The following is a 14,500-nucleotide window of genomic DNA, read 5'->3' as shown; positions in this document are numbered from 1 at the left end:
AAATATGAGTAAGAAAAAAGAAGGTATAGGTTTTTTTGAACGTTATCTGACACTTTGGGTAGCGTTGTGCATTATAGCAGGTATTGCAGTAGGACAATGGTTCCCCGCTCTTCCCAATGTATTAGGACGCTGGGAATACGCTAATGTTTCCATTCCCATCGCCTTGTTGATTTGGTTGATGATTTACCCTATGATGTTGAAAGTGGATTTTCAGAGTGTAAAGAATGTAGGTAAACGTCCCAAAGGCATCCTCGTGACATGCGTCACGAATTGGTTAATAAAACCTTTCACGATGTTCGCTATTGCTTGGGTATTCTTTTTCGTCTTTTTCAAGAACTGGATACCTGCCGACCTCGCAGATCAATATCTGGCGGGAGCTGTGTTGCTTGGAGCGGCTCCTTGCACGGCGATGGTATTTGTATGGAGTTATCTGACGAAAGGAGACGCTGCCTATACGCTGGTACAGGTAGCTGTGAATGATTTGATTATATTGGTAGCTTTCGCCCCTATCGTAGCATTGTTACTCGGTGTGGGCGGAGTGGCTATTCCGTGGGCTACTTTGCTGCTCTCTGTCTTGTTGTTTGTAGTTATTCCGCTGGCAGCAGGTATCGTGACACGTATATGTGTAGTCCGAAAGAGAGGCATTGATTATTTCAACAATGTTTTTATTCACAAATTCGATAAAGTAACCATCATCGGACTACTGCTTACACTTGTTATTCTTTTCTCTTTTCAGGGGGAAACAATCCTTGCCAATCCGTTACATATATTACTGATAGCCGTACCGTTGATTGTACAGACCATATTGATTTTTTTCGTGGCATACGGATGGAGTCGGTATCTGAAATTGCCACACGATGTTGCCGCTCCTGCCGGAATGATTGGAGCAAGCAATTTCTTCGAGCTGGCGGTTGCTGTTGCGATTTCGCTGTTTGGCTTACAATCAGGAGCGGCACTGGCAACCGTAGTCGGTGTACTGGTCGAAGTTCCCGTTATGCTGTTGTTAGTTAGGATTGCGAATAATACACGTCAGTATTTCAAGTAAAAAAGATATTCCATGAGAAAATACAGTTGCTATATCCCAGTAATTCTTATCCTTATATCATTCTGTTCCATAATATTATTTCGGGGAAGTCTGACCCGATATGCTTCCCGTATCATGACGAATGGAATGGAACCGGAAGAAAAGAGTATTGTTGAAAATATCATTTCGGAACAATATGATTATAGCAAAAACACGAAAGGATACGAATGTACATTTCTCGAATTTGGTTCGGTTGGTTGTAATTCCTGCCGCCAAATGGAATCTGTTATGGCTGAAATTAAGCAAAAATACAGTAACCGGGTAAAGGTGGTATTTATAAATGTAAGCCAAAAAGAAAACAGGGAATTGGTCGATTACTTTGGAATCGTAACGATACCCACGCAGGTTCTACTCGATAAGAAAGGAAAAGAATATTTCAGGCACAATGGGTATTTGTCTGCAGATGATTTATCAAATCACTTCAAGTAAATGGGAACAATCTCATAAGTAAGTTAATATGAAAGAACAAATCAAAAAGTCTTCTCTTTTTTTGAAGAGAAGCAACACCTGGCTCACTTCGCTACTGAACAGGATGTAGCGGAAGAACTATTTGAGTTACTCTCCAAAGCGAGAGAACTTTATCTTCGAGATGTGATTTCGGATAGTAAGCGGTACAGCCGCTATGTGGATGATTTCATCAACAGTCATCGGTACATCAATTGCGATAATGCAATTTGTAGGAACTGCCACGAAATGAACATCCACATCGTCAAGGGACTGCTGACAGAATGCGTTCACTTTATCGAACCTCTTTTTACAGCATCAGATTTCTCATTCGAGAAATGTATGGAACTGCGAAGGAGGTATGACAGATCGGGGCCGTTGCCGACACCGGTTGGGCATCATACTGATAAGGTGGCAGATACCCCGCCACTTTCTTTCGGCTGCAACTTCACTCAAGAACAGATGACAGGTATTGTGTCTTGTGCCAATACTTATCATCTGTTTTGCGTTTCGATGCTCCGCATCGAGGATATGGAGGCTCTCTTTTCCTGCAAAGAGGGCTTTTATATCCGGGTGAACAATCTCCGCCATGTGGTTATCCTATTCGATGCGCTTCTCGAAAACTCGTTCATCCAATCCCGCTGGCAATCCGTTCTTGACAAAGGACGGTTCTTGCAATCCAAAGATGGCTCACGGTTTATTACCGCATCCAATCTTTCGTCTGCGCTTTCCGCAGTCAGAAACAACAAGACAGCGGTCACCTATAGCATTCGACGAGCCATCGGCCAGTTGAAAGAAAGTGAGAATAAATTTACCATGTGAAAGATAAAAGAATGAGAGTTAGCGTGATACTTGCATAGTATCATGCTGATAATTTCCTATCCTTTATCGACATATCATACCTTTGTTCTCCGTTATCGACGCACTGATAACGGAGATACAATTCTATTGTCAAACTTTAATTGAAAACATATGTCGAACAGACTAACTTTCATGGAGCGGATGAGCGAACGAATTACCGCCCTTGAGTCGGTTCTCAAGAAGCTGGAACCGGTTGAAAATATCTTGGAACGGATGGATTTGTTGGAGCAAAGCATCTATTCGACCAAACGGGTCTTTACGTTTCAGGATGCCTGCATGTATATCGGTGTTTCCGACAGTATGCTGTACAAGCTCACGGCCAACAAAGAGATTCCGCATTACAAACCGCGCGGCAAGATGATCTACTTCGCCAAGGAAGAATTGGACGAATGGCTCCTGCAGAACCATGAACTGGCAGCAGATGATGCAATGCGTATGGCTACCGAGGCCGCAACAACACAACCATTCTTAAAGCAAAGACGCTATGGAAAACGAAAGAAGGACTGATTACAGCATAGGTGCAGGGCTTGAGGAGCATAAACTGCTGGATATTCTTGCCGCTTCCCAAATCAGGGCTACCGACACCTACGAAACGCCCCCACAGATCATTTGGATAGATAATTCGACGATAGCCACCCTTGGCAATTTTAGTGCATCGACCGGTAAAGCCAAATCGAAAAAGACATTTAATGTCTCTGCTCTTGTTGCTGCATCACTGGCTGGACGACAGGTGTTGAACTACCGGGCACACCTACCAGAGGGGAAGCGCAGAATCTTGTATGTCGATACGGAACAGAGCCGCTTTCACTGCCATACGGTTTTAGAACGCATCTTACGACTGGCCGGACTGCCCACGAAGACAGATAATGAGAATCTCGACTTTATCTGCCTAAGAGAATATACGCCGGCAGTGCGCATCGAGGTCATAGACTATGCGTTGCGTCAGAACAAAGGCTACGGGCTGGTCATCATCGACGGCATCCGCGACCTGATGCTTGACATCAACAGCACCGGTGAATCGGTGGAAGTCATCAACAAGATGATGGAGTGGTCTTCCCGATACGACCTGCATATCCACTGCGTGCTCCATTTGAACAAAGGGGATAATAATGTCCGGGGACATATAGGCACGGAGATGAGTAACAAAGCGGAAACCGTATTGGTCATCAGCAAAAGCAATGACAATCCGAGTGTCAGCGAAGTCCACGCGCTGCATATCCGTGAAAAAGAGTTCAAACCCTTTGCTTTTACCGTTGATGACAACGGGCTGCCTGTCATAGCGGAACACCATTCGTTTAATGGCGATATAAAACAGAAATCCCGGATGAGTTTTATGGATTTATCCTTGGAGCAACACAGGGAAGCCCTTGCCGCTGCTTTTGGCGACAAACCCATCAAAGGTTTCGAGAATATGTTGCAGGCTCTCATGGATTCCTATGCGGCTATCGGATTCAAACGGGGACGCAGTGTCATGGTGAAGCTGTTGCAATACCTGACCGATAATCTCAAACTCATCATCAAACGGGACAAGCTGTTTTATAATGACATGACACCTGCCGAGGTCATGCTTTTTGATGAAGAATGAGACCGTATGCAAATACATACCGGATATAATGCAAAGAAAAAGACATGACCATAGCAGAAGCAAAACAAATACCCATTGTGGATTTCTTGGCACAACTCGGCCACCGTGCGCTATATGTAAAATCAGGGCAGCATTGGTATCTCTCGCCATTGCGGGAAGAACGTACCCCGTCATTCAAGGTGAATGACCAGATAAATGAATGGTATGATTTCGGCGAGGCTACCGGTGGCGACCTGGTGGAACTGGGGAAGCACCTGTATCAAACGAACAACGTGAGCGAGGTGCTGGCATTCATCGAGAGGCACGCAAAGGCCGCACCGCTACCGTTCATTCATGTGCCGACCGCTCCGTCCCGTCCGGTGGAAGCGGAAATGAAAGATGTAATCGTGGTTCCGCTGCGCCACCACGCACTGTTTTCTTACCTCCAGTCCCGGCTGATCGATGCGGACATCGGTCGGATGTTCTGCCGTGAGGTGCATTATGAACTGCGCCAAAGGCACTATTTCGCTCTTGCGTTCGGCAATGTCTCCGGCGGTTACGAGGTGCGTAACGCATATTATAAAGGATGTTTGAACAACAAGGATATTTCATTGATAAGACACCGGAGCGAAGAAACGCAGGAAAGGGTCTGTGTCTTCGAGGGGTTCATGGATTTTCTTTCCTATCTGACGCTGAAGCAGATTAGAGACAATACGGTGTGTATTGATATGCCGTGCGACTATCTTGTGATGAACTCGGTAAACAACCTGAGAAAGGCACTGACACACTTGCAAGAATATTCGTACATACATTGTTACCTCGACAATGATCTTGCCGGGCAGAAAACCGCCGAAACCATTGCCGGCATGTATGACGGACGTGCCAATGACGAATCCGGTCGTTATGCGGAATACAAAGACCTGAACGATTATCTGCGCGGAAAGAAACGTTGATGCCTTATCGCCATTTTCCATTCAAAGCCCTCCATCGTGAGGGCTTTTTTTATGCCCTCCCATTCCTCCTTTTTTCTATGGTGAAATATGTATATAGTACGATTTAATAGTTCGATTTTAAGATTTTACTCAAATCTTGCTAATAGAATATATGTTTATTGTTCAATTGTTTTATAGTTCAATATTTCGTGTATTCCTTTGCAAAATCATACTAATATAAATTTCAATATCCATACTAAAAGATATGAACTCATATTTCATTTTTGCCCTTGTCCTGACAGTCGCTTACGCCATCTACTACGCCGCTGTCATCACGCATGACCTTTATGGAAAAAAGGGAACGGATAAGAAGGACGAGGAAGTTTTCGACATCGGCGCACCGGAGGACGAAGAAGAAAGCGTCGCTGTCACGGAGAGTGAAACGGGCTTCAGTATCGGCAGCGAGAGCTACGACACTGAAAGCACAGCTACCGTTCCGGAAGTACAGCAGGAAGAAAGCGCAAACAACCCGACTGCGGCGCAGGAAAAATTGGAGCGGTTGAAAGCCGAAGCAGAGGAACGGATGGAAGAAACCGTGCCTTACCTGTCTGACGCACGTACATCGGAAGAGATGTACAAGGCGATGATTGCCAAAGGACGGGTGGACAACCGGCCTGAAATAATGTGGAACCCAATTCAAGACAGGTTGTGAAATGTCGAAAGCTAAGAAGATACTATGTGCGGTGTGCCTCACGCTCCCCTACACGGTTTCCGCCAAAAGCGGTAGCGTAAACTACAGTTGGGGTGCGGATGCGCTGGCTACGATGCACGACTACGTGGTGACGATGATGCTGTACGTCCAGTACATCTGTTGCGCCATAGCCGGAGTTTATGTCATCGTGTCCTGTTTCCAGATTTATGTCAAGATGAACACGGGCGAGGATGGCATCACCAAATCAATACTGACACTTGTGGGTGCGTGCCTGTTCCTTATCGGTGCATTTGTAGTCTTCCCGGCCTTCTTCGGCTACCGCATATAACTCCGACCGTATGACGGTCACAGATAAATAAAAGTATTCACTAAAAACAGTAAACGTATGTTTCAAAGAACCAAACGAATGTGCCGAAAGGCAATGAGATTCATCAATGGAATCTCCACCAAGGTAAAGATGCTCGCCCTCATGCTGCTATCCGGCACGACTGCAATGGCACAGAACTCCGCTGGCGACTACTCCGCCGGTACGAGTGCATTGTCCACCGTTGCGGAGGAGATTGCCAAGTACGTGCCTATTATGGTCAAACTCTGTTACGCCATTGCCGGCGTCGTGGCCATCGTGGGCGCAATAAGCGTGTACATCGCCATGAATAATGAAGAGCAAGATGTCAAGAAAAAGATCATGATGGTCGTGGGAGCCTGTATCTTCTTGATTGCGGCAGCCAAGGCGTTGCCCCTGTTCTTCGGTATTGCCGCTTAAACTAACAAAGGATGAAAGGCAAGGACGAACGTTATCCGGATTATCCGCTGTTCAAGGGGTTGCAACGGCCTCTTGAGTTTCTGGGCATTCAAGGACGATACATCTATTGGGCGGCAGCGACAACGTGCGGAGCCATTGTCGGCTTCGTCGCCGCCTACTGCCTGATAGGGTTCGTTGCCGGGCTTGTCGTGCTGGCAGCCGTCGTATCGGCTGGCATCGTGCTCATCATCCTCAAACAGCGGAAAGGACTGCACAGCAAGAAGATCGCACCGGGTGTGTACGTCTATGCCCACTCGCGCAAGATCTGACGAATGAGAAACCATCACGGCAATGTGCATGGCTATATTGATTGTTGAACGCGGGCGGGTTTGTCTTGAGGCAAGGCGAACCTGCCCCTATTTTTAATTACACGTATATCGAAATGACCCTATACATTATCACAGCCTTTATCGCACTGTGTATCGGCATGGCCGTATCGGTCTATGCGTTCGGCACAGGCGGCAAGCGCAAGCGAATCTTTCAGGATATCTATTTTTCGGCGGAAGAGACGGACGGTGTGGGCGTACTGTACACCAAGACCGGCGAATATTCCGCCGTACTGAAAATAGAGAATCCGGTGCAGAAGTATTCAGCGGACATCGACTGTTACTACGAGTTCACGCACCTGTTCACTGCCCTTGCGCAGACATTGGGCGAAGGGTACGCCATTCACAAACAGGATATTTTCGTCAGGAAACGCTTTGCGAATGAAACGGACGGCAAACGAGAATTTCTCTCGGCGTCTTACTTCCGTTATTTCGGTGGCCGCCAATACACGGACAGCCTTTGTTACCTGACCATCACGCAGGAGGCTAAGAAAAGCCGTCTTTTCTCGTTCGACAACAAGAAATGGCGTGACTTCCTTGTGAAAATCCGCAAGGTACACGACCAACTGCGTGACAGCGGTGTGCAGGCCAGATTCCTGAACAAAGCCGAAGCGAGCGAGTATGTGGATCGCTACTTCGCCATGAATTTCAACGACCGCACTGTCTCGATGACGAACTTCAAGGCGGACGATGAGACTGTTTCTATGGGCGACAAGCGTTGCAAAGTGTACAGCCTCGTGGACGTGGACTGCGCCGCACTCCCATCGCTGATCCGTCCCTACACGAATATTGAGGTAAACAATACCGAAATGCCGGTGGATTTGGTGTCGGTGGTGGACAGCATACCGAACGCCGAGACTGTGGTTTATAACCAAATCATCTTCCTGCCCAACCAAAAGCGGGAGCTGTCGCTGCTCGATAAGAAAAAGAACCGTCATGCGAGCATCCCCAACCCGAACAACCAGATGGCTGTCGAGGACATCAAGCGTGTTCAGGAGGTCATCGCCCGTGAGAGTAAGCAGCTTGTGTATAGCCATTTCAGCATGGTGGTGGCTGTACCGGCCGATGCCGACCTGCAAAAGTGTACGAATCACCTTGAAAACGCATTCGGGCGCATGGGTATCCACATCAGCAAACGAGCCTACAATCAATTAGAACTGTTTGTGGGCGGATTTCCCGGCAACTGTTACTCCCTTAGTGAGGAGTATGACCGTTTCCTCACGCTCGGCGACGCAGCGACATGTCTGATGTACAAGGAACGCATCCAGCACAGCGAGGAGACACCGCTGAAAGTGTACTATACCGACCGTCAGGGCGTGCCGGTAGCGATTGATATCACGGGAAAAGAGGGAAAGAACAAGCTGACTGACAACTCAAACTTCTTCTGTTTAGGGCCTTCGGGCAGCGGAAAGTCGTTCCACATGGAGTTTCGGAGGGCAAAACGGCGACAAACGGTTGCAAAAATCAGCGTTATAATACCTTGATTTTCAGCTAATAGATTTTAACAAACGAGATTTTCGCCTGTTGGCGATTCGTCCTTTTCGGAGTATTTTTGTACCGCGATTGTACCACGCGAGAGGGGTCACACGGCACGACTTCCTTTCAGCAGCGTGCAACAGCTTTCAAGAGCGTGCAACAAATTTCTTCGATAATGGACCGTCAAATTAAACACAATTTAACAGGTCAGCCCGGATATGACCGGGGCATGACCGACAAGCCTTTCCTCACCATCGGGGAAGTGGCGGACATCCTGCAAGTGAGCAGCCGGACAGTGTATAACCTCATTTATAAAGGCACTCTACGGGCTTGCAGACTGACATACCACATCACGATCATCACCAAGGAGGATTTCTTTCTGATGATTAGAGAGACAACCTACTGCAAGCGGAGCGTGTCAATCTTCGCCAGGCAGGGTAAAAAGACAAAAAAGAAGATGAACGAAGATACACCGAACACTGAAAAAGACCTTTCCCAAAAGGAGGGAAAGAAGAAAGCGAAGGGTAGCCCGAAACGGCAGCTCATTCCGGCGGCTAACTACAAGCAGTCCGTGCGCGACACGTTCACGGACAGGGAGAGTGCCGGAGGCGACCTTTATACTATGGCTGAGATATGCCAGAAATTCAATTATACCTACGGGCGATTTTACAATCTCCGTATGCGCTACTCGATACCCTGTGTCAAAGCCAACGCCACCAAGTGCTTCCCGAAAGCCGAGGTTGACAAGGCTATGGCTCAGGAAGCGGAACGGCTGGGAAGCAACCTGTCGGAACACTGGTATTCCTGTTTCGACATCATGCGCCTGTTCGGTCTGGGCAAAACCCAAGTCCGCAGGTTCGCGCTCACCCACGGGGTAAGGACGAAGCGCATCCACGGCAACCGCCTCTACTACCTCAAAGCCGACTGGGACGAGGCACGGAAAGTGGCGGAGCGAAAGAGCGCAAGCACGAAAGCCAAGAGAGAGCCGGACAATGAATCAGACAACAATTAAAAATCACAACCGATATGACAAACATCTGCACGAAAGTGACGGTCAGGAAGCGACCCATCAAGAACGGTCAGGTGTCGCTTTACCTTGACTTCTACCCGGCTATACGGCATCCCAAGACAGGAAAGCCGACAAGACGGGAGTATCTGGGAATATACATCTATGCCGACCCGAAAGACAAATTCGAGGCTGAGTTCAACAAGACCATGCTCCGCAATGCCGAGCTTGTCAAATGCCGCAGAACCGAAGCCATCATCAACGAGGAATACGGATTTCTCGACCGCAACCGTGGCAAGGAGAGTTTTCTTGAGTATTTCCGTTCAAAGATGGCGGACGACGACAATTACCGCAACTGGAATACCGCTTACAAGCACTTCGAGAAGTATTGCGGCGGAAGCTGCACCTTCGACAATCTGACGCTTGACTTCTGCCAGGGATTTCTCACCTATCTGCTGTCGCTCACCACTCCAACCAAGGGCAAGATGATGGCTTCGACCGCCAACAACAACCTCAACAAGCTGAAATGCGTCCTCCGCATCGCATACGAGGAGAAACGCATCAAGGAGAACATCGCCCCACGGTTGAAGCACGCCAAGGAGTCAAGCACAAAACGCGAGTTCCTGACGCTTGAAGAGGTGAGGATGCTTGCCGCCACTCCCTGCGAGAAACCTGTTATACGGAGTGCCGCACTGTTCTCCTGTCTTACGGGTCTGCGCATCAGCGACATCATCCGTCTGCAATGGGAGAACATCATAAGAGGAGCTGACGGCGGCTGGTGCATGCACATCGTCACCAAGAAAACCAAGACGGAAGCCGTGCTGCCGCTGTCGGATGAAGCACTCGCACTATGCGGCGAGCGCGGCGAGGGACAGGTGTTTGAGGGGCTGACGAAGACAATCCTTCCCCTCTATCTCAAGGACTGGATCAAGTCTGCCGGAATCACCAAGCACATCACGTTCCACTGCGCAAGACATGGCGAATTTTCTTTCTTGTTAAAATTCAAGCACTTGCAATTTTTCGCAGCTTAATAGGTAACGATTTAGAAACCAGCAAAATTCTGTATTTCACCTCGTTTTGCAGTAATTCAAAAGAACGCTTTTCCTAATTACAAAGTTAGCAAATATTTTCAATATATCACTGCTTTAGTTTGACTAATTCCGTATAAGCGATACCATCTGACAATTTATGATATTGCTTCAAGGTCTTCTCCAATCCCAAAGCCAATTCTTTCTGAATATACGATGGCACTATCGACTCATTGAACCTGTCGACAATTGATTGAATGTTTTGTAGCGGTTGACCTGTAATAACTATCTGGTTATACACAGCACTATAGTAATAATAGGCTTTATTTTCTGTTGACAATTGTATTTTTTGTTTGATATAAATCTGTTGTTCACGTATTCTTTGGGCAACCTTAAAAAAGGTATCAATTTTTTCAAATGCCTCCTGAGATATGTGCCCGACAACACTGTGAGCGTATTTATTCCACTGATTTTCTTCAAAAATTATAGTAGAGTAATGAATCGGCACTTCTTGGATGCAGCCGTTTATAAGCCCTTCAGATAATATATACTCAATGTTTTTCTCAATGTCATTTATCTGAAGCAACAAGATTGACACTGCGTTTCTCAATTCCTTTCGCTTATGGGCATAAAACTGCCATAATGCGATGCCGATTGTTGCCCCAATGGTAACAATCAGCACGAGCGTTTGAAATAAATTTGACTCCCAAAATGAGGTATTCATAATTTGTCTTTTTTGCAAAGTTACAAAAAAGACAGAAAATTCCACATGTATCTTTCTATTTTTTACCCGTTTATGATTTTGAACAATGCAGCATTAGACGGAATATTCAGTTCACAACATTGAATGTTCCTCTCGAAATATCAAAGAACCTATCGAAGAATGCTTTCAGTTTTGCAATGACAGTCTGTTTCTTCTTGCCCCAGTTATTTTACTTGATTTTCGAGAATAGAGGTATGGGCTGTAATATCTGCGTGATTTCAGTTCCGCCCTCTACATCTCCCTACCACGGAATGATGAATTTCCCTATCAACTCTTTTTGTTGCGCAAGTCTGAACTTGAATCAATGGTTTACATTCACCCATATTATTAGAAAGATATTTGTTTAAATCCTCCAACATCTTCGAAATCTTTATTTTCAGCGCAAATGTCAGGTTGTAAATAATCTTCTATGCCAGATAATTTTAATAGAATCTGTTCATCGCTTACAGTTATTCGGCTTCGGATTTTCTTGAAAAATTTAACCTCTGAATAAAGGACTTGCTTATCTGCTTCTATCATTTTTATGGCAAGGTCAATTAGTGTGATTTGTTCATCATCGGAAAGAACTGTATTTGAAAGTTCACTAAGGTAATCTTTCAAAAAGGCTTTTCCTTGACTATTAATCTGATTGACATACTCATTAATTGAGTATTCTACTTGAATCTCCTGAAAAAGGGTACTATTTTCGGTTAATTCTTTAATCATATCCACTTCTTCTTGTGCGATTTCTCCATCACAAGCACAGCAACAGAACAATGTTTTGAGATATAATTCATTTGTTTTCATATTCGTAGCATTTTTATTTAGAAACCGATTCTTCGGCGTGATTGTTGTATTTGTTCACCAGCCATTGCCGCTTTTATCCTTAAATATTTGTCAAGTTCGGATTTTGTCAATGACGGTTTGGTTTTACTAATAACATCTTCAAGAATAACCATTGTAATTCTTGATTTTTGTCGCAGAGCTATTCGTGAAGCGTCATTGACTATCATTTCCAAGTCTGCAGAAACATAATTTTCTGTCAGTTGGGCAAGCTTTTCATAATCTAAACCGAAATCATACGGTCTTGATTTCAGGTAAAGTTCAAACATTAAGGAACGAGCCTTGAAATCAGGAGTGCCAATATAATATTTTTTATCAAGACGACCAGCCCTAAGTATCGCAGGGTCGATCATATCTGGATAATTAGTTGCCCCAATAATAAATACACCACGTTCTCCTGTTCTATCCATTTGAGCAAGCATTTCATTGACAGCACTACGCGCCATCTCGTGTACATCGCTGTCACGGTTAGGTACCAATTCATTCATTTCATCAATGAAAATGATGGTAGGTGCATTTTCTTCAGCATCTTTGAACATCTGAGCAATATTCTCCTGAGTCGCATTTACGAAGCGGCTTTTGAGAGAACTTGGCTTGATTAGCATGAAATTAAAACCGACTTCTTCAGCAAAATGCTTTGCAAAAAAGGTTTTACCACATCCGGGAGGACCGTATAAAAGCATCCCATTAGGAATTGTCAAGCCATATTTCGCATACTCCTCTGGCGAATTAAGAGCGTCTATCACTTCTACGCGCATTTGCTCTTTCAGTTCTTCCATCCCAGCAATGGCGGAAAAGCCTTTCCCTTTTGGCACTGAATACGAAACTTTCTTTGTAGGAGTCTTCCCACTTTTGGCTTTCTTTTGATTGTCAATACGAGCGATTTTTATATCGCCATTCAAAGCCCGAATAAACTCATCTGCCGATTCAAATCTCTCCTCAATGTCAGATGCAAGGGCTTTCCGCATTATATTCATAATTTGTTCATCAAGCTCAAATTTATCGTTATCGGGAATATGAAGCGGCAATTCTCTTTGAGCATCAATCTTTTCGCGTTGAGCAGTAGCATCATTCTTGCAATCTGACAAGTCAACAAAATATGGTGGTATACCAAATATAAGATTATAAAGTATCGCACCGCTTGAGAAGATGTCTGACTTTACCGAAAACACACCATTCAATGCTTCGGGTGCCAAATAAAAAGGAGATAACCCGTTTTTATTAAAGGAAGAAGAACCTTGTGATAGGTAACGAGCATAGCCGAAGTCAATAATGCGAGGTACGTTAGTACCTTTCGACATATCCAGCATGACGTTTTGGATAGTCAAATCGTTGTGCATAATCGGCTCTTGTTGCGTATGAAGGAATTTAATGCCATTAAGGATGCCTAATACGATAGTCTTTGCATCATATACACTAAGACTCCCTTCACGAGCAATGTACTGTGAAGCCGTTTCACCACTGATATAATCGAATACGATATAAGCAAATTTGCGACCATCTAAAACGACCTCACCGTTATCGTGGTATTTGACGACATTAGGATGATTAAGTGTCTTTGCAATCTGCACCTCCAATATATTACCGTTTGCATCAAATTGAGTACGATGTAGTTTGGCGCAGTTGATGAGTTTGAGAAAGCGATTTTTCCCATCAGCGTCTTTCACGCGATAGGTTTCTGCATAATCACCTTCTTTGACTTGAAAGGTGATTATGTAGTTACCTAATTGTTGTCTCTTCGCAAGTGTAAACATACTATCCTCTATAAAGCCTGTCAAAAAAAATCAAAAATGCCTGACGATTCCCTAATGAGGACAACGGAATACTGCTAATATTTCCTTTTTCAATAAAGCCGAAAAATTTCTTCGAATGATTAATGTGTTCAATGACCAAGTTTCCATTAGATGTATAGATATTTTTGGTATTTGAAGGATTATATATTGTCCCATACACATCTACTTCATTACGAGAAATAGATAACGCATCAGAGTATAAAGTTTCTTCATTGAGAATACCGAATTTGACCTTCCCATCTTGGGAATGTTCAAGTACGAAGTGGGTTGTCCATACCTTTTCTACCATTTTCATCATACTGTATTCTTCATTTGCACCATTAGGATTCATTGGGTCTTTTGGATGTTTATCATCATAAGAACCCTCGGCAAAAAATATTCTGTTGAATTGATGGGTCTCCTTATCTTCTTTACCGAATATTGAAAAGTAATATTGAGTATTACTATAGGTATAATTCGTTTTTACGATGGTTTCGCCAGTAAAGAGATACTCCATGTCCTTGAAAAGATAAACATTGGAAGATGTAATGTTGTCTCTTGAATCTACAAACGATACGGTAGCAAATCCTTTATTACCTACAAAGTAATCTGTACCCGAAAAAGTGGTATCACAAACTCCAATAGTAACCAACAGAGCTATCACTGTAATTATAGCTCCCCATATATAGTGCTCATAAAAAAAAGACCAATACAATAATAAAATTATGCTACAAATTGAAATAGCAATAACCTTTCTTTTTTTAGATTCCTTGTCACTTAACTTTACGGTTTCAGGCTGATTGGTATCGCAGTATAGCACATTCCCGATTTCTGCGGGAATGTGCTTAAATATTGATGTATTAGCAGCTATTTTCTCAAGTTGCTCCGTTTTCCATATCTTTTCCATA

The 14,500-nt window shown here is 44.6% G+C and carries 16 protein-coding genes and 1 pseudogene; 13 read left to right on the top strand and 4 right to left on the bottom strand.

The annotated features are described in order from the left end of the window. Positions 1–4 precede the first annotated feature (4 nt). The 13 genes and pseudogenes from arsB (at position 5) to H8S64_RS11755 (ending at position 10,238) form a co-directional block, all read left to right on the top strand. Complete coding sequence (gene arsB, locus H8S64_RS11815) at positions 5–1,045, top strand: ACR3 family arsenite efflux transporter (RefSeq protein WP_186976234.1); 1,041 nt, start codon at positions 5–7, stop codon at positions 1,043–1,045. 12 nt (positions 1,046–1,057) lie between these two features. Next, positions 1,058–1,513, top strand: coding sequence for a thioredoxin family protein (locus H8S64_RS11810; RefSeq protein WP_186976233.1), 456 nt, complete (start codon positions 1,058–1,060; stop codon positions 1,511–1,513). A gap of 78 nt (positions 1,514–1,591) precedes the next feature. After that, the gene (locus tag H8S64_RS11805; protein ID WP_186976632.1) at positions 1,592–2,350 is read left to right on the top strand and encodes a hypothetical protein; all 759 of its coding nucleotides are present in this window, start codon (positions 1,592–1,594) and stop codon (positions 2,348–2,350) included. A 171-nt stretch (positions 2,351–2,521) separates the two neighbouring features. Further along, positions 2,522–2,896: a helix-turn-helix domain-containing protein gene (locus H8S64_RS11800; protein ID WP_483416223.1), complete on the top strand. Its 375-nt coding sequence runs from the start codon at positions 2,522–2,524 to the stop codon at positions 2,894–2,896. Further along, positions 2,874–3,974, top strand: a complete 1,101-nt coding sequence (locus H8S64_RS11795; RefSeq protein WP_186976231.1) for an AAA family ATPase — start codon at positions 2,874–2,876, stop codon at positions 3,972–3,974. Before H8S64_RS11800 ends, H8S64_RS11795 begins: the two co-directional genes overlap by 23 nt. Before the next feature lie 44 nt (positions 3,975–4,018). Then, positions 4,019–4,906 carry a DUF8464 domain-containing protein gene (locus tag H8S64_RS11790; RefSeq protein WP_186976230.1) on the top strand — a complete coding sequence of 296 codons (888 nt, stop codon included), beginning with the start codon at positions 4,019–4,021 and terminating at the stop codon, positions 4,904–4,906. A 244-nt stretch (positions 4,907–5,150) separates the two neighbouring features. Next, the gene (locus H8S64_RS11785; RefSeq protein WP_186976229.1) at positions 5,151–5,597 is read left to right on the top strand and encodes a hypothetical protein; all 447 of its coding nucleotides are present in this window, start codon (positions 5,151–5,153) and stop codon (positions 5,595–5,597) included. Position 5,598: 1 nt separating this feature from the next. Beyond that, on the top strand, positions 5,599–5,925 hold the full coding sequence (locus H8S64_RS11780; RefSeq protein WP_172275394.1) for a DUF4134 domain-containing protein: 327 nt from the start codon (positions 5,599–5,601) through the stop codon (positions 5,923–5,925). A 57-nt stretch (positions 5,926–5,982) separates the two neighbouring features. Then, on the top strand, positions 5,983–6,360 hold the full coding sequence (locus H8S64_RS11775; protein ID WP_186976228.1) for a DUF4134 domain-containing protein: 378 nt from the start codon (positions 5,983–5,985) through the stop codon (positions 6,358–6,360). An 11-nt stretch (positions 6,361–6,371) separates the two neighbouring features. Then, positions 6,372–6,668 (top strand): DUF4133 domain-containing protein, encoded by a 297-nt coding sequence (locus H8S64_RS11770; protein WP_172275396.1) that lies wholly within the window; start codon positions 6,372–6,374, stop codon positions 6,666–6,668. Positions 6,669–6,781: 113 nt separating this feature from the next. After that, positions 6,782–8,149 (top strand): annotated as a pseudogene (locus H8S64_RS11765) (TraG/VirB4 family ATPase); the annotation flags it as partial. Positions 8,150–8,376: 227 nt separating this feature from the next. Next, positions 8,377–9,213 (top strand): helix-turn-helix domain-containing protein, encoded by an 837-nt coding sequence (locus H8S64_RS11760; protein WP_186976226.1) that lies wholly within the window; start codon positions 8,377–8,379, stop codon positions 9,211–9,213. Positions 9,214–9,227: 14 nt separating this feature from the next. Beyond that, complete coding sequence (locus H8S64_RS11755; protein WP_255469516.1) at positions 9,228–10,238, top strand: site-specific integrase; 1,011 nt, start codon at positions 9,228–9,230, stop codon at positions 10,236–10,238. Between the two features lie 106 nt (positions 10,239–10,344). On the opposite strand, the gene H8S64_RS11750 is transcribed toward H8S64_RS11755, so the two are convergent. The 4 genes from H8S64_RS11750 to H8S64_RS11735 form a co-directional block, all read right to left on the bottom strand. Next, on the bottom strand, positions 10,345–10,959 hold the full coding sequence (locus H8S64_RS11750; RefSeq protein WP_016662248.1) for a hypothetical protein: 615 nt from the start codon (positions 10,957–10,959) through the stop codon (positions 10,345–10,347). 366 nt (positions 10,960–11,325) lie between these two features. Further along, entirely contained in the window at positions 11,326–11,784 is a 459-nt protein-coding gene (locus H8S64_RS11745; protein WP_016662247.1) for a tellurite resistance TerB family protein, read from the bottom strand. A gap of 17 nt (positions 11,785–11,801) precedes the next feature. Beyond that, positions 11,802–13,574 carry an AAA family ATPase gene (locus H8S64_RS11740; RefSeq protein ID WP_057328986.1) on the bottom strand — a complete coding sequence of 591 codons (1,773 nt, stop codon included), beginning with the start codon at positions 13,572–13,574 and terminating at the stop codon, positions 11,802–11,804. Between the two features lies 1 nt (position 13,575). After that, positions 13,576–14,499 (bottom strand): hypothetical protein, encoded by a 924-nt coding sequence (locus H8S64_RS11735; protein ID WP_117741760.1) that lies wholly within the window; start codon positions 14,497–14,499, stop codon positions 13,576–13,578. Position 14,500 lies beyond the last annotated feature (1 nt).

This window comes from Butyricimonas hominis (assembly GCF_014287455.1).
In the GTDB taxonomy this organism is placed as follows: Bacteria; Bacteroidota; Bacteroidia; order Bacteroidales; family Marinifilaceae; genus Butyricimonas; species Butyricimonas muris.
The sequence above is the reverse complement of the archived record's forward strand: the minus strand, read 5'-3'. Positions and strand labels throughout refer to the sequence as shown.